This is a genomic window from Georgenia sp. Z1344, assembly GCF_049856295.1.
Lineage (GTDB): Bacteria > Actinomycetota > Actinomycetes > Actinomycetales > Actinomycetaceae > JB111.
The window spans coordinates 178,156-196,146 of sequence record NZ_JBNDMZ010000008.1 but is presented as its reverse complement, the minus strand read 5'-3'; the positions used below and the strand labels follow the sequence as shown (position 1 = coordinate 196,146).

26 protein-coding genes are annotated in these 17,991 nt (G+C 70.5%); 7 read left to right on the top strand and 19 right to left on the bottom strand.

From position 1 onward, the window contains the following. Positions 1–98: 98 nt before the first annotated feature. Complete coding sequence (locus tag ACPYO6_RS10680; protein WP_425714841.1) at positions 99–1,895, bottom strand: BCCT family transporter; 1,797 nt, start codon at positions 1,893–1,895, stop codon at positions 99–101. Between the two features lie 206 nt (positions 1,896–2,101). Between ACPYO6_RS10680 and arfB the strand changes: the two genes are divergently transcribed. Then, positions 2,102–2,539 (top strand): alternative ribosome rescue aminoacyl-tRNA hydrolase ArfB, encoded by a 438-nt coding sequence (arfB, locus tag ACPYO6_RS10675; protein ID WP_425714840.1) that lies wholly within the window; start codon positions 2,102–2,104, stop codon positions 2,537–2,539. Between the two features lie 137 nt (positions 2,540–2,676). On the opposite strand, the gene ACPYO6_RS10670 is transcribed toward arfB, so the two are convergent. The 7 genes from ACPYO6_RS10670 to ACPYO6_RS10640 all read right to left on the bottom strand — a co-directional run bounded on the left by ACPYO6_RS10670 (position 2,677) and on the right by ACPYO6_RS10640 (position 6,525). After that, positions 2,677–3,921 (bottom strand): RNA polymerase sigma factor, encoded by a 1,245-nt coding sequence (locus tag ACPYO6_RS10670; protein WP_425714839.1) that lies wholly within the window; start codon positions 3,919–3,921, stop codon positions 2,677–2,679. After that, on the bottom strand, positions 3,918–4,265 hold the full coding sequence (locus tag ACPYO6_RS10665) for a YciI family protein (protein ID WP_425714838.1): 348 nt from the start codon (positions 4,263–4,265) through the stop codon (positions 3,918–3,920). The genes ACPYO6_RS10670 and ACPYO6_RS10665 overlap by 4 nt, the downstream gene beginning before the upstream one ends. A 2-nt stretch (positions 4,266–4,267) precedes the next feature. Then, a complete protein-coding gene (locus tag ACPYO6_RS10660; protein WP_425714837.1) occupies positions 4,268–4,621 on the bottom strand; it encodes a YciI family protein in 354 nt (117 codons plus the stop codon). A 114-nt stretch (positions 4,622–4,735) separates the two neighbouring features. Next, the gene (locus tag ACPYO6_RS10655) at positions 4,736–5,224 is read right to left on the bottom strand and encodes a GNAT family N-acetyltransferase (RefSeq protein WP_425714836.1); all 489 of its coding nucleotides are present in this window, start codon (positions 5,222–5,224) and stop codon (positions 4,736–4,738) included. Then, positions 5,221–5,643 (bottom strand): type II toxin-antitoxin system VapC family toxin, encoded by a 423-nt coding sequence (locus tag ACPYO6_RS10650; RefSeq protein WP_425714835.1) that lies wholly within the window; start codon positions 5,641–5,643, stop codon positions 5,221–5,223. The genes ACPYO6_RS10655 and ACPYO6_RS10650 overlap by 4 nt, the downstream gene beginning before the upstream one ends. Then, positions 5,640–5,873, bottom strand: coding sequence for a FitA-like ribbon-helix-helix domain-containing protein (locus ACPYO6_RS10645; protein WP_425714834.1), 234 nt, complete (start codon positions 5,871–5,873; stop codon positions 5,640–5,642). Before ACPYO6_RS10645 ends, ACPYO6_RS10650 begins: the two co-directional genes overlap by 4 nt. A 130-nt stretch (positions 5,874–6,003) precedes the next feature. Then, on the bottom strand, positions 6,004–6,525 hold the full coding sequence (locus ACPYO6_RS10640; RefSeq protein WP_425714833.1) for a hypothetical protein: 522 nt from the start codon (positions 6,523–6,525) through the stop codon (positions 6,004–6,006). A gap of 168 nt (positions 6,526–6,693) precedes the next feature. Between ACPYO6_RS10640 and ACPYO6_RS10635 the strand changes: the two genes are divergently transcribed. After that, positions 6,694–7,110, top strand: coding sequence for a GNAT family N-acetyltransferase (locus ACPYO6_RS10635; RefSeq protein ID WP_425714832.1), 417 nt, complete (start codon positions 6,694–6,696; stop codon positions 7,108–7,110). A gap of 96 nt (positions 7,111–7,206) precedes the next feature. On the opposite strand, the gene ACPYO6_RS10630 is transcribed toward ACPYO6_RS10635, so the two are convergent. The 5 genes from ACPYO6_RS10630 to ACPYO6_RS10610 form a co-directional block, all read right to left on the bottom strand. Next, on the bottom strand, positions 7,207–7,596 hold the full coding sequence (locus tag ACPYO6_RS10630; protein WP_425714831.1) for a type II toxin-antitoxin system VapC family toxin: 390 nt from the start codon (positions 7,594–7,596) through the stop codon (positions 7,207–7,209). Beyond that, positions 7,593–7,847 (bottom strand): type II toxin-antitoxin system Phd/YefM family antitoxin, encoded by a 255-nt coding sequence (locus ACPYO6_RS10625; protein ID WP_425714830.1) that lies wholly within the window; start codon positions 7,845–7,847, stop codon positions 7,593–7,595. Before ACPYO6_RS10625 ends, ACPYO6_RS10630 begins: the two co-directional genes overlap by 4 nt. Before the next feature lie 137 nt (positions 7,848–7,984). Beyond that, positions 7,985–8,851, bottom strand: coding sequence for an AraC family transcriptional regulator (locus tag ACPYO6_RS10620; protein ID WP_425714829.1), 867 nt, complete (start codon positions 8,849–8,851; stop codon positions 7,985–7,987). Positions 8,852–9,022: 171 nt separating this feature from the next. After that, complete coding sequence (locus ACPYO6_RS10615; protein ID WP_425714828.1) at positions 9,023–9,463, bottom strand: YtoQ family protein; 441 nt, start codon at positions 9,461–9,463, stop codon at positions 9,023–9,025. A gap of 91 nt (positions 9,464–9,554) precedes the next feature. After that, positions 9,555–9,932: a hypothetical protein gene (locus ACPYO6_RS10610; protein ID WP_425714827.1), complete on the bottom strand. Its 378-nt coding sequence runs from the start codon at positions 9,930–9,932 to the stop codon at positions 9,555–9,557. Positions 9,933–10,022: 90 nt separating this feature from the next. Between ACPYO6_RS10610 and ACPYO6_RS10605 the strand changes: the two genes are divergently transcribed. Continuing rightward, on the top strand, positions 10,023–10,394 hold the full coding sequence (locus tag ACPYO6_RS10605; RefSeq protein ID WP_425714826.1) for a TraR/DksA family transcriptional regulator: 372 nt from the start codon (positions 10,023–10,025) through the stop codon (positions 10,392–10,394). A 33-nt stretch (positions 10,395–10,427) separates the two neighbouring features. Here the strand turns inward: ACPYO6_RS10605 and ACPYO6_RS10600 are convergent, their stop codons facing one another. From ACPYO6_RS10600 to ACPYO6_RS10590, 3 genes are read right to left on the bottom strand one after another with little or no spacing between them, the layout of a single operon-like run. Further along, complete coding sequence (locus ACPYO6_RS10600) at positions 10,428–10,742, bottom strand: type II toxin-antitoxin system PemK/MazF family toxin (RefSeq protein WP_425714854.1); 315 nt, start codon at positions 10,740–10,742, stop codon at positions 10,428–10,430. Positions 10,743–10,762: 20 nt separating this feature from the next. After that, positions 10,763–10,993 carry a hypothetical protein gene (locus tag ACPYO6_RS10595; protein WP_425714825.1) on the bottom strand — a complete coding sequence of 77 codons (231 nt, stop codon included), beginning with the start codon at positions 10,991–10,993 and terminating at the stop codon, positions 10,763–10,765. After that, positions 10,990–11,793: an alpha/beta fold hydrolase gene (locus ACPYO6_RS10590; protein WP_425714824.1), complete on the bottom strand. Its 804-nt coding sequence runs from the start codon at positions 11,791–11,793 to the stop codon at positions 10,990–10,992. Before ACPYO6_RS10590 ends, ACPYO6_RS10595 begins: the two co-directional genes overlap by 4 nt. A 112-nt stretch (positions 11,794–11,905) precedes the next feature. Between ACPYO6_RS10590 and ACPYO6_RS10585 the strand changes: the two genes are divergently transcribed. From ACPYO6_RS10585 to ACPYO6_RS10575, 3 genes are all read left to right on the top strand, one after another. Beyond that, the gene (locus tag ACPYO6_RS10585) at positions 11,906–12,562 is read left to right on the top strand and encodes a hypothetical protein (RefSeq protein ID WP_425714823.1); all 657 of its coding nucleotides are present in this window, start codon (positions 11,906–11,908) and stop codon (positions 12,560–12,562) included. 47 nt (positions 12,563–12,609) lie between these two features. Then, positions 12,610–13,212: a DNA alkylation repair protein gene (locus tag ACPYO6_RS10580; RefSeq protein ID WP_425714822.1), complete on the top strand. Its 603-nt coding sequence runs from the start codon at positions 12,610–12,612 to the stop codon at positions 13,210–13,212. Between the two features lie 272 nt (positions 13,213–13,484). Beyond that, the gene (locus tag ACPYO6_RS10575) at positions 13,485–13,841 is read left to right on the top strand and encodes an iron chaperone (RefSeq protein WP_425714821.1); all 357 of its coding nucleotides are present in this window, start codon (positions 13,485–13,487) and stop codon (positions 13,839–13,841) included. A gap of 156 nt (positions 13,842–13,997) precedes the next feature. Here the strand turns inward: ACPYO6_RS10575 and ACPYO6_RS10570 are convergent, their stop codons facing one another. Next, a complete protein-coding gene (locus tag ACPYO6_RS10570; protein ID WP_425714820.1) occupies positions 13,998–14,840 on the bottom strand; it encodes a helix-turn-helix transcriptional regulator in 843 nt (280 codons plus the stop codon). Positions 14,841–15,042: 202 nt separating this feature from the next. Here ACPYO6_RS10570 and ACPYO6_RS10565 point away from each other — a divergent pair, with 202 nt between their 5' ends. Then, positions 15,043–15,984 (top strand): SDR family oxidoreductase, encoded by a 942-nt coding sequence (locus ACPYO6_RS10565; RefSeq protein WP_425714819.1) that lies wholly within the window; start codon positions 15,043–15,045, stop codon positions 15,982–15,984. Positions 15,985–16,159: 175 nt separating this feature from the next. Here the strand turns inward: ACPYO6_RS10565 and ychF are convergent, their stop codons facing one another. Next, the gene (ychF, locus tag ACPYO6_RS10560) at positions 16,160–17,245 is read right to left on the bottom strand and encodes a redox-regulated ATPase YchF (protein ID WP_425714818.1); all 1,086 of its coding nucleotides are present in this window, start codon (positions 17,243–17,245) and stop codon (positions 16,160–16,162) included. Positions 17,246–17,254: 9 nt separating this feature from the next. Further along, complete coding sequence (locus tag ACPYO6_RS10555; protein WP_425714817.1) at positions 17,255–17,950, bottom strand: hypothetical protein; 696 nt, start codon at positions 17,948–17,950, stop codon at positions 17,255–17,257. Positions 17,951–17,991 lie beyond the last annotated feature (41 nt).

The window sequence follows — 17,991 nt, the reverse complement described above, 5'->3', positions numbered from 1 at the left end:
AGCGGTAACGCACCCGGCCCCCGCCACGCGACGACGGTCCTGTCGGCCGACGAATGTGTCGTCGGCCGACGGGACCAGACGTCGCCGTCGGTCGGCCGTCAGCGCGGGTCGTCGATGTCGACGGCCCGGCCGTACTCCTTCGGCGCGCTGCCCGTGCGGGCCGACAGCGTCCGCCCCTTCTCGCGGCGCCACCGCCTCGATGGCCGCTCGACGTACGGGTCGCGCATCTCGGGCGCCTCCTCCGCGGCCTCGGGGGTGACGACCACGTCGGTCGTGTCGTGCTCGTCCTCGTCGTGCCGGCGCTCGAGCTCCTCCGGGGGCAGGACCTTCTTCCAGCGCCTCGTCCGGATCGGCGGGAGCTCGCCCGCGTCCTCCCGCAGCGCGCGCATGAGGGCGTACATCTGGAAGTACGCGATGACGAAGAACGGGAGTCCGACGAGGATGATCGTCGACTCGAGCGCCTTGAGCCCGCCCTGCCCGGAGAACACGAGCAGGGTGGCGGTGATGAGGCCGACGGCGATCGCCCAGAAGATGCGCTGACCGAGCGGGTTGAAGTCCTCGTGCCCGTTCGCCATCGTGTCGGTCACGAGCGCGGCGGAGTCCACCGAGGTGACGAAGAAGATCACCACGAGGATGATCGCGATGACCGAGATGACCCCGGCCCCCGGGTAGTGCTCGAGGAACGCGAACAGGGCGCCCGGGACGTCCTCCTGGTCGACGACTCGTTCGACGAGTCCCCCCTCGCCGTTCAGCTCGATGTCGAAGGCAGAGAAGCCGAAGATGCCGAACCAGATCACCGAGAACCCCGCCGGGATCGCGAGCACGCCGGAGACGAACTGGCGGATCGTGCGGCCCTTGGAGATGCGGGCGATGAAGATCCCGACGAACGGCGACCACGTGATCGTCCAGGCCCAGTAGAAGACGGTCCACGTGTTCTGCCACCCGGTGTCCGCGAACGTGTCGTTCCAGAAGGCGAGCTCGGGCAGGTTGACGAGGTAGGACCCGAGGGACTCGATCGTGCCCTTGAGGACGAACAGGGTGGACCCCGCGAACAGGACGAAGAGGAGCAGGGCCACGGCCATGACGATGTTGGCGTTCGAGAGGACCTTGATGCCCTTCTCCAGGCCGAGCGCCACCGAGATGAGGGCGACGCCGCACACCACCGAGATGATGATGAGCTGCCAGGCGGCGTTCTCGGGCACGCCCCACAGCTGGGACAGACCGCCGTTGATCTGCAGCGTGCCGAGGCCGACCGAGACGGCGATGCCGAAGACGGTGCCGACGATGGCGACGATGTCGATGAGCTTGCCGATCGGCCCGTGGATCCGCTCACCCAGCAGCGGCTGGAAGATCGAGCTCACGCGCGGGGGCAGGTTGCGCTTGTGGATGAAGTACGCGAAGCACAGGGCGGGCAGCGTGAAGATCGTCCAGGTGTGAAGCGTGAAGTGGTAGAAGGTGAAGTTCATGGCGTCGGCCGCAGCAGCCGTCGTCGACGGCTCGATGCCGAGGGACGCCCCGCGCGGCGGATCCCCGAAGTGGCTGATCGGCTCGGCCACCCCCCAGAACATGAGGATGCTGCCGATCCCCGCGGCGAACAGCATGGCGAACCAGGCGGGCCCCGAGTGCTCGGGGGGTTCGTCGTCGGGCCCCAGCTTGACCCGGCCGAACCGGCCGACGGCGATGAAGATGAGGAACGCGAGGAAGACCGTCACGCCGAGGATGTAGAACCAGCCGAGGTTCGTCATCAGCCAGCTCGAGGCGGCGCCCACGGCGGAGTCGAGGGGGCCCGTGAAGACGATCGTGATGATGACGAAGCCGATGAGGATCGCCGCCGAGCCGAAGAAGATCGCGGGCGATGTCCGGAGGCGCAGGAGGTCGTGCAGTCGATTGAGCATCGGTGGTCGGCTCCTTCGATCGTGGAGTCGCCGGCCACGATCCGTTTGCGACCGACTCGTGTGGTGCACCTGACAGTCGCGCCTACGTTACTCAGCAGACAGTGACGTGCAAACCGGGAGTCGCTCCGGTCGCACGGGAACGGGCGGGTGACGCCACACGTGCTGCCGCCTCTGAGACGACGAAGCGGTGCGCCATGCTGGCAGGCATGGACGACCTGCGCGTGCCGCCGGGGCCGGGTGCCCCGCGGGGCCTCGTCGTGCCCTCCGGCGAGCTGGTGGAGCAGTTCTCCCACGCGTCCGGTCCAGGTGGACAGGGCGTGAACACGGCGGACTCGCGGGTCCAGCTGAGCCTCGACCTCTCGACGACGACCGCGCTGACAGACGCCCAGCGGCCACGGGTGCTCGAGGCGCTGGCGACGCGCCTCGACGGAGCGGTGCTCACCGTGACGGCGGCAGAGCACCGCTCCCAGTACCGAAATCGCGGCGCCGCCCGCCTGCGCCTCGCGGCGCTCCTGCGGGACGCCGTCATGCCGCCCACCGTGCGTCGACCGACCAGACCGACCCGCGGATCCCAGCGGCGCCGCCTGGCCGCGAAGAAGGTCCGGTCGGAGATCAAACGCAACCGGAGGCGGCCGATCGACTGACGGGGGCCGTCGGACCGCGTATGGTGCCGGGCTCGGCGGACCGCGTACGGTGCCGAGCCCGGCGCCCGGGGCCGCCGGCGGCCGGCGGCACCGGGGCTGCCGACGGTCGCCCGGCACCGCGGCACCGGGCGGCCCCCTCACGCCTCGGCGAGCTGCGCGAGTCGTCCGCGCAGGTGGGCGAGCTCGGCGTCGTTGCGGCACAACGTGATCGCGTCCGCGTAGGCGGCGCGGGCCGCTCCCGTGCGGCCGAGCCTGGCGAGCAGCTCGGCCCGGACAGCGGCGGGCCGGTGGCTGCCGGGCATGTCCACACCGTCGACGGCGCGCAGCCCGTCCTCCGGGCCCGAGGCCTCGGCGACCGCGACGGCGCGGGCGAGCTCGGCAGCCGGCGACGGCGTCACGCGCAGCAGCAGGTCGTAGTACCCGACGATGCGCGTCCACCTCACGTCGACCGGTGTCGGTGCCGTGGCGTGCTCCGCGGCGATCCGTGCCTGGAGGAGGTACCCGGCCGCCGCCGGGGACATGGGGCGCGGCTCCGCGAGGGTCTCGAGCAGGTCGAGCCCCTCGTCGATCTCGGCCCGGCGCCAGAGCGCGCGGTCCTGGTCGGCGAGCAGGACGAGCTCACCGCCGGGCCCCACCCGGGCGTCGCGCCGCGAGTGCTGCAGGAGCACGAGGGCGAGGAGCGCGGTGAGGACGGGCTCGTCGGGGCGCAGCGCCCGGGTCACGCGGACGAGGCGGACCGCCTCGCCCGCGAGGTCCGTGCGCAGCAGGTCAGGACCGCTGCCGGGCGCGTACCCGGCGGTGAAGGCGAGGTAGGCGGTCTGCGCCACCGAGTCGAGGCGCTCGGGCAACAGGCTCGCGTCGGGGACGGCGAACGGGATGCCGGCGGCCACGATCTTCTTCTTCGCCCTGGTGATCCGGGCCGCCATCGTCGGTTCGGGCACGAGGAAGAGCTTCGCGACGTCGTGCGTGGTGATGCCGAGGACGAGTCGCAGGGCGAGTGCGGCAGCGACCTCCGGGGCAAGGGCCGGGTGCGTGCACATGAGGACGAGGCGCAGGACGTCGTCCTCGACGAGGTCGCCCGTGTCCGCCCGCACGCCCGCCCGGTCGGCGCGGTGCTCGGCCTCGGTCACGAGGAGCGGTGCACGGCGCTGCCGCATCGCCTCGGCCCGGAGCTGGTCGAGGACGCGCCGGCCGGCCGCGCGGTGGAGCCACGCGGCCGGGCTGTCCGGCACGCCGCCGTCAGGCCACGTGCGCGCGGCGGCCTCGACGGCGTCGGCGAGGGCGTCCTCGACGAGGTCGAGGCGCCGGTAGCGCGCGAGGAGCAGGGCCACGAGCCGGCCCCACTCCTCGCGCACCACGCGCGCCAGCACGTCCTGGGTCACGCGACGTCGACGACCGGTCGGATCTCGAGGGAGTAGCTCGGCGGCAGGAGGGACACGGCGGCGATCGCCGTGTCGAGGTCCGGCAGCTCGAGCTCGTAGTAGCCGCCGATCATCTCGGCGGTCTCGGCGAACGGGCCGTCGGTGACGACGACCTGCCCGTCGACGTGGCGCACCGTGGTCGCGGTCTCCGCGTCCCCGAGCGCCGCACTCGCGATCTCCCGGCCGTGCTCGGCGACGAACGCGGAGAACGCACCGTGCTGGGCGAAGAACGCGTCCCGCTGCTCCTCGGTGGCCGTGGACCAGTCCCACGGCTCGTAGGCGATGAGCACGAGGTAGCGGCGCACCCTCACATCTCCTGCACCGGGTTGATCTGCATGTCGTACGCCGGCAGCACGGCGAGGAGCTCGACGACGGTCTCCCGGTCAGGTGCCTCGAGGAGGTAGAAGCCGCCGAGCTGCTCGACGGCCTCGGCGAACGGGCCGTCGGTGTGGGTGAGGCGCCCGTCGCGCGTGCGCACCGTGCTGGCGGCGTCGCCGTCGGCGAGGGCCTCCCCGGAGAGGATCTCCACCCCGTCGCGCGCGGCGCAGGCCTCGCCGAAGGCGCCGAACTTCTCCATCAGCGCCCCCTGCTCCTCGGGGGTCTGCGTGTCCCACGCCTTCTCGTCGCCGTCGGCCATCAGTAGAACCACGAACTTGGGCATCGTTCCCACCTCCTGTGCTGGGGCCGGCGCGGTCCGCCGGCCGGGCCGCGGTCGCGACCTCATGAGCATGACGGACGAGGATGTGCGGAATCGACAACCGGATGGGAGAGATTCTCAGACGTCCTCCCTCGGCGCCCCTTCCCACCGGATCTCCCCGTCGACGACGACGTCCGTGCGGGTGAGGCCGAGGCGTTCGGCGATCCGGGCGGAGGCGTGGTGGTCCGGGTGGACGTGGGCGACGAGGGCGGTCACTCCGCGCTCCGCGAGCTCGGCCACGAGGAGCTGCGCCGCGTGCCCCGCGTACCCGCGCCGCTGCCAGGGCGCGCCGATCACCCAGGCGATCTCGGCCGTCGCGCCGTCGTCGGTGATCGTGGCCTGGACGTAGCCGGCGGGCTCCCGCTCCGGGCCGACGAGCACGACGCGGTTGAGCCAGACCTCGCTCCCGTCCGCCGGACCGCCGCGCACCTGCGCCGTGTACCGCCGTCGGAGCTCGTCGGCCGACGGCGGCTCGCCACCGGTGAACTCGTACAGCCCGGGGTCGGCGAGGACGCTCGCCATCGGCGATGCGTCCTCGACGGCGAGCGGGCGAAGCGTGACTGTCATCCGGCACTCCATGGGTCGACCAGGTTGATTCCGGTATGCGCGAAGTCCTTGACGTTCCGGGTCGCACACGTGGCTCCGCGCGACCGACAGATCGACGCGATCTGGGCGTCAGCCGTGCTGATCGGCATCGCCCGCGCCGCTCGCTCATGGAGCACCTCGGCGTACTGCTCGGCAGCCGCGTCGTCGAAGGCGAGGATCGCCGATGTCTCGCGGTACGGCCGCAGGGCCAGGTCGATCCTCAGACCGAGGTCTGTGCGGCGCCTACCGGGAGAAAGCCTCCGCACACCCGCCAACAGCTCGGCGATGGTGATCGCTGTGACGGCAACGTCGCCCGAGAGCGACTCGAGCCAGCCCAGGACACGATCGTCGGGCCGGAGCCGGAACACCTCGGAGATGACGTTGGTGTCCAGCACGATCACGACAGATCCACCGACCGTGCGACGTCGCTCCGCTCGGGCACGGGGAGCTCGTCCACTCCGCCGGCAAGGCGAGCGGCCTCCATCAGGGCGCGGCCGATATGGGGGCGGCGGGCCTCACGAGTGAGAATCTCTCGCACTTCTGCCTCCATCGAGCGGCCGTGCTCCTTGGCCTGAGCTGCCAGCTGATCCTTCACAGACTCGTCGAGCCCGCGGACGACGATGGATGCCACGCGACCACCTCCAGGTGCTATCACAGACGCTAGCACTCGAGGAGCCTCTCGTCGTGCCGACCGCCCCCACCCTGAAAGCGAGTCGTGTGAGTCGAGTTCCTGCGACACAGCTGCCACGACGACGTGCCGTTCACCCGATGAGGTAGGCGAACCCACGACCGTCCCTCACCACACCGTCGACGAACTCGTGCGCGGCGTCGAGGTGCGCACCGACGTAGTCGGCCCACTTCTCGATCTCTCCGCCGGCTGTCACAGCCGGGTCGGAGTGCACGGGCACGTAGGAATCGACCAGCCGGCGCAGGTCCGGCAGGATCATGTCCGCCTCGCTGGGGGTGATCGCGCGAACCCATGCGTCCCAACCGAGCTCGGTCCACCGGACCGCACCCTCAAACATCCGGTAGGCGGGCCGAGCACCCGACGAACTACCGCCGGGACCCGCGGTCATGGCCTGCAGCTCGGACCATGCCTTGTCCAGGCACAGCAGGTCTCGCTTGGGCACGGACCGTTGAAAGTTCGTCGATCCGCCGCCCGCGAACGGCACCAGGCCCCACGCGTCGGCGAGGGGGTCCGCGCCGATGACCGAGTACGGGTCGGCGAGCGCACGCTGAGTGCGTGAGGCGTCGAATGCGTAGGCGTAGTAGCGAATTCCCATGACGTGATCGTTGCGGAGCGACGACTCCCGGTACGGGGCACGGGAGGAGGGCTGTGGACGGCGTCGTCATCCGGGGACGTGTGGAACGGCGTGCGCGCGGCGACGACGGCATCATTGCTGCGCTCAATGCCAGCGCGAGCTCGCCAGACGCCCTGGGACGATGACCGCATGCCACCGACCTACGAGCTCGACGCGACCCCCGAGGGGGACGAGCTCACCGAGCTGTACGACGCCGTCGGGTGGACCGCCTACACGCGGGACCCGGACCGGCTGGCGGCCGCCGTCGCCGGCTCGGCCTCCGTGGCGACGGCACGGGAGGACGGACGCCTCGTCGGGCTCGCGCGAGTGGTCGGCGACGGGCACACGATCGCCTACCTGCAGGACGTCCTCGTCGATCCGGGTCACCGCCGCGGGGGCATCGGCCGCGAGCTGGTCCGGCTCGCGTTCTCCCCGTTCGCGCACGTGCGCCAGCAGGTGCTCATCACCGACGACGAGCCCGGGCAGCACGCCTTCTACACGTCGCTGGGATTCACCGCCGCCCACGAGCTCGAACACCCGGTGCGCGCGTTCGTCCGGTTCTCCTGACGAGGGCACGGGCACGGGCACGGGCACGGGCACGGGCACGGGAGTCACGGTCGGTCGCGCACGACGCGGAACGTGCGAGTGCCCACGGGCCGACACTCACGCTGCCGGAGCACGCACCCGCATGCCCAGCTCCTCGGCCGCCCCTGCGAGGCGGTTGTCGTAGGTGACCAGGGCTTCGACGTCCAGGCGGATCGCGGCGGCCAGGTGCAGGGCGTCGAGGGAGCGCAGCATCGTGCCGGCCAGCAATCCCGCCTCACGGAAAAGGCTCGGTGGCAGGTCATGAAGGTCGACCCGTTCGAGGATCGCCGACACTGCGGCCTGCGGCAGAACATGGCGATTCGCGAACCGACGCATCTCGGTCTCGAGAAGGTGCGTGGCTACCAGGATGACGTCGGCATCGTCGGCCCAGGCGGCAAGCGGCGCGCTCTCGTGCTCTTCGACCAGCAACTTGGCCGCTGCCGACGTATCGAGGTAATACTTCGTCAACGCTCGCCCCGCAGGTCGTCGATCGTCTCGGCGCTCGTCGTCCCGACCGAGTACCGGAGCAGGTCGGAGAACCCTCCGCGCGTCGATGCGGGCCGGTGCAGCGGCAGGTCATCAGCAGTCCCGGTGATCGGGACCAGCCGAGCGACGGGTTTCCCCCGGCTCGTCACCGTGTACGACTCACCGGCAGCGACGGCATGCAGGACCTCGCCGCTGCGGTTGCGGAACTCCCGGTGCGAGACGTCGGTGGCCACGTGTCAACCGTAGCACCCGTCGCACCTGGGGTCGTCCTATCGACCACGCAAGCCGACGCAACGGCGGAGACGGCCCGCGTCGGCCGCAGCGGCGAGCAGGGGCGACGCCAAGAGATGACGCGGCAGGAGGGTCCCGATCACTCGCGCTCGACGGGAAGCCACAGCTCGCAGGTAGCTGTGCTGAAGTCGTCGGCGCGCTCGAGGACCGCGACGATCGACGGGCCGGGTCGCAGGCGCCACGGGTTGGAAGGGAACCACTCGGTGGCCGTCGCGGCCCATGCCGCCTGTAGCGCAGCCGGGTGTTCGCCTGAGGTCCGGAAGACGGCCCACGCGCCGGCGGGCATGTCCAGCGCGTCGAGGTCGTCGGGGACCTCCGTCCCGGCGTCGATGGCCACACCGTGCAGGTAGGTGAGCTCGGTGCCCTCCGTGTAGTCGGGATCGACGTCCGCACTGACCTGGAGCAACCCCGCCGGTTCACCGGTGCCGAGGGCCTTGAGCCGGGCGTGCTCGGCTGACGGGATGGCCTCGACGTGCTCGACGATGTGCGGGTTGACGCCCTCGTGGATGAGGGGCACGCGAGCGGCGTGGCCGACGAGTCGGAAGGCGGGTCGTTCGGTGATGCGGGCGTCCATGGGGGTGCTCCCTTCGACGGTCAGGCGGAACCTGAGCTGTGGCTGGCTGCGGAGGGGGCCGCCGTGCCGACGCACCTCGCCGTGGCTCACGCCGTGCACGGCACGGAAGGCGCGGCCGAAGGCCTCGGTCGATCCGTACCCGTGGCGCACGGCGATCGTCAGGAGATCGTCGTCCCCGATCAGGTCCGACGCGGCGAGCGTCATCCGCCGTCGACGCACGTACTCGCTCACCGGCATGCCGGCGAGCGAGGAGAACATGCGCCTCAGGTGGTACCCGGTCGTGCCGTGGCGACGGGCGAGCCCGTCGACGTCGGGATCAGTACCGAGGTCCGACTCGATCGCGTCGACGAGGCGGTTGAGATGGTCGATCACGGGTGCTCCCTCCGACCACCAGCATCGTCGGCCGGACCGAGTAGCGCCCGACCGTGCCGATCCGATCCGATCGGATCGTCCCTACCGACGCTCGGCGACCAGGCCGTCGAGCTGCTGCGCGGAGCCGAGCTCAAGGTCGACCGGCGGGCGGCCGGCGGCCGCCTCCCGGCCCTACCCCTGCAGCACGTATCGCAGGGTCTCCACGACCTGGTCGGTGGTCGTGCACCAGGCCTTCGCCTCTGCGTCGACCTCCTTGAGCGCGTGGATGATGTCCTCGTCGTGGAGGGTGACGTAGGGCTTGCCGAGCGCGGCGCAGTAGCCGGCGTCGAAGGCCGCGTTCCACTGCTTGTACTTGTCCCCGAAACGCACGACGACCAGGTCGCTCTGCTCGATGAGGGTGCGCGTGCGGATGGCGTTGACCTTCGCGGACTGGTGGTCGCGCCAGAACTGGCTCGGGGTCTCGCCGAGGTGGTCGCCAGCCGCGTCGCTCGCGGGGTGGTCGGTCACCGGCGCGCTGAACGTGACGTCTAGGCCGGCGGCCTCCGCGCCACGCCGGATTTCGTCGCGCCAGTCGGTGTGGATCTCGCCGGACAGGTAGACGGAAAAGCTCATCGCCGAAGACTCCTCGAGGCCGTGTGGACTGCTCTGGTCTGCTCTCGTCCTCACCATGCCACCGGTTCGGCGAGTAGGGCCAGCGCGGCGCCTATGCCCTCCGCGGACCGTACGGGAGTGCCGGGCAGGCGATCTCGAGAACCGACCTGGCGGAAATCTCACGCGCGGGTCGGTCCGGCGCGGTCAGCTCCGCGGCGAGGCTCTGCCGACTCGAGTCCCACATCGCCGTCCCGACGTCGGCCCACCGACCCTCGACCCGAGCCCTCACGCGCCAGTTCGACCGCGGAGCGATCCGGAGGAACGGCTCGACCACGAGGCTGAGAACGTCCGAGAGCATCGCGTCCGCGGGGACCTCGACCCGGCGGTCCAGGTCCAGCTGGTCACCGGGGTGCGCGTCGACCCGGCGGATGTCGACCACGAGGGCGCCCCGGACGGAGGGATCATCGTCGGACGTGGAGGTCGTGGGCACGCGCCATTGTGGCGCGGGATCGCCCCGGACGAGCCGACGACGACGCCCGTCCGGCTCTGTCGCACCAGCCCTCCGGGGCAGACTGGGTCGATGACGGGGAGCGACGCGGGGCCGCCCACCGACGGCGACAGCCTCGGGGCTCGCCGCGCGAAGGCGGCAGCGAATCTGGTGGAGGTCGAGGACACGCTCGACGCGCTCCGGAACGCGCGCCGGGGCGGGTCCGACGACGACGAGCACGACCCCGAGGGCGAGCCGTTGTCCGTCCAGTGGTCGCGGCTCGAGGGACTGCGGCGGATGCGGCTCGAGGCGCTCGAGGAGATCGACGGGGCTATCGCCCGGCGCGACCGGGGCGAGGGCGGACTCTGCGCGGTGTGCGGCCGCCCGATCCCGTCGGCACGGCTCGCGGTCCGGCCGGAGGCGACCACCTGCGTCGGGTGCGCGGGACGCCCCGGGCCGGCGTGAAGATCAGGGAGGGCTGAGCGGGGGCGCCCGGAGTCAGTCCAGACCGAGGAAGTCGGCCAGGTACCGCAGGATCATCCTGAGACACGCGACATCGACCAGGCCGATGACTTCGCCGCACCGGTCACGACTCACGGTCCGCGGCTGCTCCGTCATCGCGAAGCCTGTCAGCCCGCCCAGACTGCCGACCAGCTCGACGTGATTGGGCCACCCGCGTCCGACACGCGTCACCGGCACGACGACGAGCAGCCCGGTCACCAGGGAGTTGTAGTCCTCCGAGGACACGACGACGAGCGGGCGACGCCCGGACTGCTCCTTCCCGACCGTGGGGTCGAGGTACCCCCACAGCACAGTCCCCTGAACGACGGGGCTCACGCGCCAAGATCAGCGTCGAGCCACTCGCGACTCTCCCGCCAGTAGCTCTCCATCATCTCGGGCGAGGTCGAGTCGTGCGCCGCGCGGATCTCGGCAAAGCGAGCGTCCCGATCCGCCTTGTCCGCAAGGTGCGCCACGTACTCGCCGAGAGTGCGACCGGACGCGGCGGCCTGCCCCTTCAACCGGTCACGAGTCTCCGCGGTGACCTTGATCGTCGTCACTGTCATACCAAGAGTATACGCGCCCAGTCGCGGACGGCGTCGCCGACCAGCTCCGGCTGCTCGAGATGGACGTTGTGCCCCGCCGCGTCGACCGCGAGGTAGGTCGCGCGCAGATACAGAGCAGCGAGCTCGGCCTGGTCGAGATGGCCGACGACGTGGTCCTGCCGCCCGGCCACGATGAGGGTCGGCCAGTCGCGGGTGTTCGTCGTCGTCCCCGGCGTCTCGGGCGTCGCCGTGAGGACGTAGCGCCGTGAGAGTCGCTCCATCGCGCGCGGATCGGCCGCGCGGATCCCCGGCAGCGCATGCTCCGCGTACGACTCCCACACGGCGGGAACCTGGCGGACCGTCACGCCGGCGAACTCCTCCCGGTCGTCCGCGGTCAGCGTCGCCAGGAGGTCGTCGTCGCGCTCGAGCACGATGTGTTCAGGCGTGGTCCGGTGTGACGGTTCCGGGTCCACGACGGGCGCGAGGAGAGCGAGCCCGAGCACCTGGTCGGGCAGCTGGGCGGCGACGTGCCGGGCGAGGAGCCCGCCGAGCGAGTTGCCGAGCAGCGCGAAACGATCGGAGCCGACGAGCTCGCGCACCGTCGCGACCAGCCAGTCGGCGAGCTCCGGGAGCCCGCCGTCGCCGTCGAGCGCCGGTGTCCCGCCGAAGCCCGGCAGGTCGAGGTAGATGCGCTCGACGGACCCCGCGGCCGCCAGGTCGTCGTCGAGCGCGAGCAGCAGGCGGTGATCGACGCCGTTGCCGTGGACGGCGACGATCGGGACGCCCTCGCCCCGGCGGACCACGTGCGGTGTCACGGTCATGTCGTCCCGTCTCCAGATCGGTCGGGGCAGCCGGAGGTCCGGCACGCCCCGGGCGACGCTACATTGACGCGACAACGGCGTTTCGGGCCGGGCACGGACAACGGGGAGCAGCATGCAGATCGCCTTCAAGGAGATCGTCGCGGGGGACGTCGACGCCGTCCGGGCGCGACTGGCAAAGAACCCGGACATGGTCACGCTCGCCGCCTCCGCGCCACCGAAGAAGTACCAGGGGCAGTCACCCCTTCAGGTCGCGTACCGCACCGGTGAGTTCGAGATCGGCGCCCTGCTCCTCGACCACGGCGCCGACCCGAACTACATCGAGCACGGCGAACGAGAGCCGTGGGCGATGCCGGTCCTCCACGACGCGATCATGGCGGCCGTCATGCGGTCGCGCTGGCTGCGTCCCACCTGGCGCGAGGAGAACCCCTGGCAGCTGCGCAACTCGGCCGAGACGTCCGATGCCGCGTTCGCCGCGCTCGAGCTGCTGCTCGACTCCGGCGCCGACGTACAGGCCCTCGACTCCTACGGCAACTCCTCACTGGCACGCGCCGTGCTCGACGCGCGGCAGATTCTCCCGTCCTACCGCCACAGCGACCCGGACTGGGTGGACCCCAAGCCGCTCAACCCCGAGCTCGTCGACGACCTCACCCGGATCTTTCGTGCCCTCATCAGCCGCGGCGCCGACCCGAGCCGCCCCGACCCCCACCTCGGCAAGCCGCTCGCCGAGCACTACCAGGCCGAGCCCGTCGCCCAGTTCCTGGTCGCCTGACGCCGGAACCGCCGGAGCTGGCGGCACCGGCGCCCTAGGGTCGAGCCATGGCTAGCTCGCCGACGACGGCGCAGGACCTCGTCGCCTCGCTGCAGGACGCGGCCGACCCCGGAGAGGTCGCTCGGACACGGACACGGGTCTCGCCGGACGAGCCCGTCCTCGGCGTCCGGATGGGGACGCTGTTCGACATCGCCAAGCGCGCGACCGGACTTCCGCAGGACGAGCTCGAACGACTGCTCGCGCACCCGGCGTACGAGCCACGGCTCGCCGCCTTCTGCATCCTCGACTTCCGCGCCCGGCGCCGGCTCACCGACGACGAGCGCGCGAACCTTGCCGCCGTCTACCTCGATCACCACGACGCGATCACGACGTGGGACATGGTCGATCGCGCGGCGCCCCGCGTGCTGGGGTGGCCGATCCTCGTCGGCGCATGCGCGTTCTCGATCCTCGAGGACCTCGCCCGCTCGGAGGACCCCCTCCGCCGGCGATCCGCCGTCACCGCCCCGCTCTGGTTCATCAAGAAGGGGTCGGATGCCGACGTGGCACGTGGCCTCGGTATCGCCGACCTGCTCGACGACGACACGCACCCGCGAGTGGCCTCCGCCGTGACGATCTACCGCAAGCACGCAGCGCGGCGCGGGGTGCTCTGACCTCACGCCCCGAGCCTCGCTCGTCCTCGGCGCAGGAGAATCAGTTGTCGGACCGGAACTCCACCGCATTCCGTCGTCGAACAACGTCCCCCTTCCTTAAGTGAGCTGCCCTTCGGACTGCAGCCTGAAACACGTCGGGGAATCACACGAACACCCGTCAATGCGTGGACAGTCGCCGGCCGTGCGGATCACGCCTCCCTCCCCGAACCCGCTCATGGATTCCGGCGAACGGACGAGGCTAGAATTCCCACAGCTGAGAGGATGGCGGAGACATGGCCACTATCACCGACCACGATGCATACATCGCCGCAGCACCTGAGGCGTTCCGCCCCGTTCTCGCTCACCTGCGGGATCTGCTGCGCGGGGCCCTGCCGGAAGCAGAGGAGATGACGGCGTACAACATGCCGGGGTTCAGGATCCAAGGCACGGTCGTCGCGAGCTACGCGGCGTTCAGCAAGCAGGTCGGGCTGTACTTCCTTGCCCCCGCGATCTCAGATCACGCCGAAGAGATAGCAGAAGCAGGCCTCAAGGCGAGCAAGACCGGAATCACCTTCGCACCGCGCAAGCCGGTCCCGGATGATCTCGTGGCACGGATAGCACGCGCATCGAGAACCTACGTCGACGATTGATGCCCTCGGCTCCTGGTACCGCGCCCCAGCCGCACGGGTCGTGACGCGCTCCTCCGCGGCGTCATCAACGCCAGACGTTCAACCGGAACTCCACCACGTCCCGACACGTAGGGCTATTTCTTCAGGAGCGACGGCGCTGCCGCCTCGACCGGGAGATCAGCGCTGCGCGCCAGCAATGACGGAGAGCGACTGGAGCTTCTCGTGGCTCTCACTGCCGGGCTTCGCGGTGTAGACCAGGAGAAGGTGCGACTGCTCGGGGTCCGCGAGAGTCTGACAAGCCAGATCCAGGAGCCCAACCTCAGGGTGGATGAAGCGCTTCCCGGGCGCGGGGCGGAGCCCCACCTCATGGAGATCCCAGAGAGCGCGGAACTCCTCAGACTCACCGGCGAGGGCCCCGGCAAGGTATGCGGCGTAGGAATCAGGGCCGCGTCTTGCGGTGGCTTCGCGCAAGCCGGCGACGAACACGCGAGAGAGTCGACCATGGTCTTCACTCGCATAGCGCGACCGGGCGGTGGGGTCGGTGAACCACCGATAACCGATGCTGCGTGAGGGGCCGGTGTAGGCAGTGAGGTCGCCGGTGAGCGCGACGCCCATCCGCGTCTGCCGGAGGGTCTCGCCGAGTTCGGTGACGATCTCGGCAGGGCTGTCGTCGAGTCGGTCGAGGATCCGAAGGAGGCCCGGCGCGATGTGTTGCTCATTCGCTGTGCCACTCGGCGGAGGCGTATGGCCGGCGAGACGGAAGAGATGATCACGCTCGTGATGAGTCAGGTGAAGGCCCTGCGCCATCGATGCGATCATCTGCTCTGAAGGGTGCGGACCACGTGCTCGCTCGAGTCTTGCGTAGTAGTCGGGCGACATGTGGCACAACGCCGCTACCTCCTCGCGGCGCAAACCGCCGGTACGGCGACGCACCCCGCGGGGCATTCCCACGTCTTCGGGCTGTAGAACTCCTCGGCGGTGGCGTAAGAACTCTGCCAGCGCGACCCGATCTATCTCCATGCGCGTCCTTTCCTCCTCTCCAGTCTCCCGCCCACGGTGGGCCCGTAGCCAGGGTCCGCCGGTCCACCCCTGCGCGAATGAACGACCGACGCGGCTCAGCCACTGATCGGGAGGTCCTGGATCTGGACGTGTTACCTGCTCAGGCTTGAGACACCTCGACACGCGGGCAGACCAGCCCCACAGGCAAGAGAAGGTGACCCTCATGGCCCGTACCCCCATTGATCTCTCCGTCCCCGAGCTCACCGGCAAACGGGTCGTCCTCACCGGCGGCAGCGACGGTATGGGCGTGGTCATTGCGACTCGACTCGCCGCAGCCGGAGCAGACCTCGTCCTCCCGGTGCGCAATCCACGCAAGGGGGAAGCCGCGCTCGCGACGATCCGTGAACGGACCCCCACGGCCAGAGTGTCGCTGCGAGACCTGGACCTGTCTTCGCTGGACTCCACGGCAGCGCTTGGCGAAACCCTCAGGAACGAGGGCCACCCGATCCACATGTTCATCGGAAACGCCGGCATCATGCACCCGCCCGAACGACAGGTCACCCAGGACGGATTCGAGATTCAATTCGGCACGAACCACCTCGGCCACGCGGCCCTCATCAGCCATCTACTGCCGCTCCTGCGCGAGGGTGAAGCGCGAGTCACGCTGCAGATCAGCATCGCTGCGAATCAGGGAGCTGTGAACTGGGATGACCCGAACTGGGAGCGCTCCTACGACAGCATGGGCGCGTACTCCCACTCCAAGATCGCCTACGGCCTCTTCGGGCTCGAGCTCGACCGGCGCAGCAAGGCGAACGGCTGGGGCATCACCGCAAACCTCTCCCACCCCGGTGTCGCCCCCACCAGTCTGCTCGACGTGCGCCCCGAGATCGGACGCACCCAGGCGGTGCGCGCACGCGGGCTGATCACCTTCCTGTCCAGGGTCGGCATCATGGGAACGGTTGCCACCGCAGGTCTGCCCGCGCTCATGGCCGCCACCACCCCCGGGGAACAAGGAGGGAAGCTCTTCGGACCCAACGGCATACGCGGCCTCGGTGGGCGACCCGCCGAGCAGAAGCTCTACTCGCGCCTGCGCAGCACCGACGACGCCAGGCGAATGTGGGAGTTGACCCAGAACCTCACAAAGGTCCCGTTCCCAACCGACTGAACGAATGCGCAGACCGACTCACTGAGTTCTCCCCGCGCATGTCGACGTACACGCGGCCGGGCCCGGTGGACCAAGCCGAAGCGACCGCGCCACGGGCGAATCATGGCCGCCGCATCATCGAGACTCTGGGAGCTGACGTCGACCTCCATGACCGTCCCGTTGGACGGACGCGTGATCACACGTTGAAGCGGAACTCCACGACGTCCCCGTCCTGCATGACGTAGTCCTTGCCCTCCATACGGGCCCGGCCGCGGGAGCGCGCCTCGGTCACGGAGCCGGCCTCGACGAGGTCGTCGAAGCTGATGATCTCCGCCTTGATGAAGCCCTTCTCGAAGTCGGTGTGGATGACACCGGCGGCCTGCGGGGCCTTCCAGCCCTTGCCGATCGTCCACGCGCGGGCCTCCTTCGGCCCGGCCGTGAGGTACGTCTGCAGCCCGAGGGTGTCGAAGCCGACGCGGGCGAGCTGGTCGAGGCCCGCCTCGTCCTGTCCGGACTCCGCGAGCATCTCCGCGGCCTCGTCGGGCTCGAGCTCGACGAGCTCGGACTCGAACTTCGCGTCGAGGAAGATCGCCTCCGCGGGGGCCACGAGCTCGCGCAGCCGGGCCTGCATGTCGGCGTCGGCCAGCCCGTCGTCGTCGGTGTTGAAGACGTAGATGAACGGCTTGGTCGTCATCAGCTGGAAGGTCGCGAGGATCTCCTGGTCGAGCCCCTTCGAGGCGCCGGCGGCGGACAGCGTCTCGCCGCGCTCGAGGATCTCGACGGCGGCCTTGGCCGTCGCGAGCACCTCGGGCTCCCCCTTCTTCACCCGGGCCTCCTTCTCGAGGCGCGGGATCGCCTTCTCGAGGGTCTGCAGGTCGGCGAGGACGAGCTCGGTGGTGATGGTCTCGATGTCGGCGGCCGGGTCGACCTGGCCGTCGACGTGCACGACGTCGGGGTCGCTGAACGCGCGCGTGACCTGGCAGATCGCCTCGGCCTCACGGATGTTGGCGAGGAACTGGTTGCCCAGCCCCTCCCCCTCGCTCGCGCCCTTGACGATGCCCGCGATGTCGACGAACGAGACCGTCGCCGGGAGGGTCCGCTCGCTGCCGAAGATGTCGGAGAGCACCTGCAGGCGCGGGTCGGGCAGCGGGACCACGCCGACGTTCGGCTCGATCGTCGCGAACGGGTAGTTCGCGGCGAGCACGCTCGCGCGGGTCAGGGCGTTGAAGAGGGTCGACTTGCCGACGTTGGGCAGGCCGGCGATTCCGATGGTGAGTGCCACCCGGGGAGTCTAGGCGTCCTCGTCGGTCGGAAACCGGTACGCGTCGGCCACGGACGGGAGCCGTTCGCCACGGTCCGGGGCGGACAGGGCGACCCCGAGGTGCAGGTCCCGGGCAGCGTTGACGAGGATCGCGACCTCGCGTGCGGACATGCCGACGACGCCGGGCAGGTCGATCGCCGGGGGCTGCCCGGTCCACGAGGGCCGCACCCGCGCCCGGAGCCGGAACCAGTCACGCCCCGTGAGCTCACCCTCGACGAGCTGGATCCCGAGACCGGTGAGCGGGACGCTCCCCCGCCTGCCGCGCGCCTCGCCGTCGGCCCCGCGCCAGGTCGAGATCCGCGCCGGCCCGAGCGCGTGCCAGGGCAACGGGCCCACGCCCCGCATGGCGAGCCCGCGGTCGTCGAGCACCACGGGCTCCGCCTCGCTCGCCCGCAGGCGAGCGCTCCGGGTACCGACGACGGCGAGCGCGACGATGCCGGCCACGCACAGCACGATCACGCCGCCGAGCATCTGGACCACGGAGAGGAAGCCGAACTCCATGAATGCCGCCACGAGTGCGAGGGCGTGCAGCAGCACGCCCCCGATGAGCACGACGAGCACGATCGCGACGGTCTCGACCACCGGCGCCCTCGTCGCCGATCCCCGCAGCACGAGGGTGCCGGTGGCCCGGAGCCGAGCGACCCCCTCCGCCAGGTACGAGTGCATGCCGCGAAACTATCGACGACCGTGCGAGCCGTCCCCCGGTG

Bases quoted from the DNA above. Each gene is read 5' to 3' on its own strand.
- ACPYO6_RS10680 (WP_425714841.1), bottom strand. From the start codon at position 1,895: ATGCTCAATCGACTGCACGACCTCCTGCGCCTCCGGACATCGCCCGCG.
- arfB (WP_425714840.1), top strand. From the start codon at position 2,102: ATGGACGACCTGCGCGTGCCGCCGGGGCCGGGTGCCCCGCGGGGCCTC.
- ACPYO6_RS10660 (WP_425714837.1), bottom strand. From the start codon at position 4,621: ATGCCCAAGTTCGTGGTTCTACTGATGGCCGACGGCGACGAGAAGGCG.
- ACPYO6_RS10655 (WP_425714836.1), bottom strand. From the start codon at position 5,224: ATGACAGTCACGCTTCGCCCGCTCGCCGTCGAGGACGCATCGCCGATG.
- ACPYO6_RS10640 (WP_425714833.1), bottom strand. From the start codon at position 6,525: ATGGGAATTCGCTACTACGCCTACGCATTCGACGCCTCACGCACTCAG.
- ACPYO6_RS10635 (WP_425714832.1), top strand. From the start codon at position 6,694: ATGCCACCGACCTACGAGCTCGACGCGACCCCCGAGGGGGACGAGCTC.
- ACPYO6_RS10615 (WP_425714828.1), bottom strand. From the start codon at position 9,463: ATGAGCTTTTCCGTCTACCTGTCCGGCGAGATCCACACCGACTGGCGC.
- ACPYO6_RS10605 (WP_425714826.1), top strand. From the start codon at position 10,023: ATGACGGGGAGCGACGCGGGGCCGCCCACCGACGGCGACAGCCTCGGG.
- ACPYO6_RS10595 (WP_425714825.1), bottom strand. From the start codon at position 10,993: ATGACAGTGACGACGATCAAGGTCACCGCGGAGACTCGTGACCGGTTG.
- ACPYO6_RS10590 (WP_425714824.1), bottom strand. From the start codon at position 11,793: ATGACCGTGACACCGCACGTGGTCCGCCGGGGCGAGGGCGTCCCGATC.
- ACPYO6_RS10585 (WP_425714823.1), top strand. From the start codon at position 11,906: ATGCAGATCGCCTTCAAGGAGATCGTCGCGGGGGACGTCGACGCCGTC.
- ACPYO6_RS10580 (WP_425714822.1), top strand. From the start codon at position 12,610: ATGGCTAGCTCGCCGACGACGGCGCAGGACCTCGTCGCCTCGCTGCAG.
- ACPYO6_RS10575 (WP_425714821.1), top strand. From the start codon at position 13,485: ATGGCCACTATCACCGACCACGATGCATACATCGCCGCAGCACCTGAG.
- ACPYO6_RS10570 (WP_425714820.1), bottom strand. From the start codon at position 14,840: ATGGAGATAGATCGGGTCGCGCTGGCAGAGTTCTTACGCCACCGCCGA.
- ACPYO6_RS10565 (WP_425714819.1), top strand. From the start codon at position 15,043: ATGGCCCGTACCCCCATTGATCTCTCCGTCCCCGAGCTCACCGGCAAA.
- ACPYO6_RS10555 (WP_425714817.1), bottom strand. From the start codon at position 17,950: ATGCACTCGTACCTGGCGGAGGGGGTCGCTCGGCTCCGGGCCACCGGC.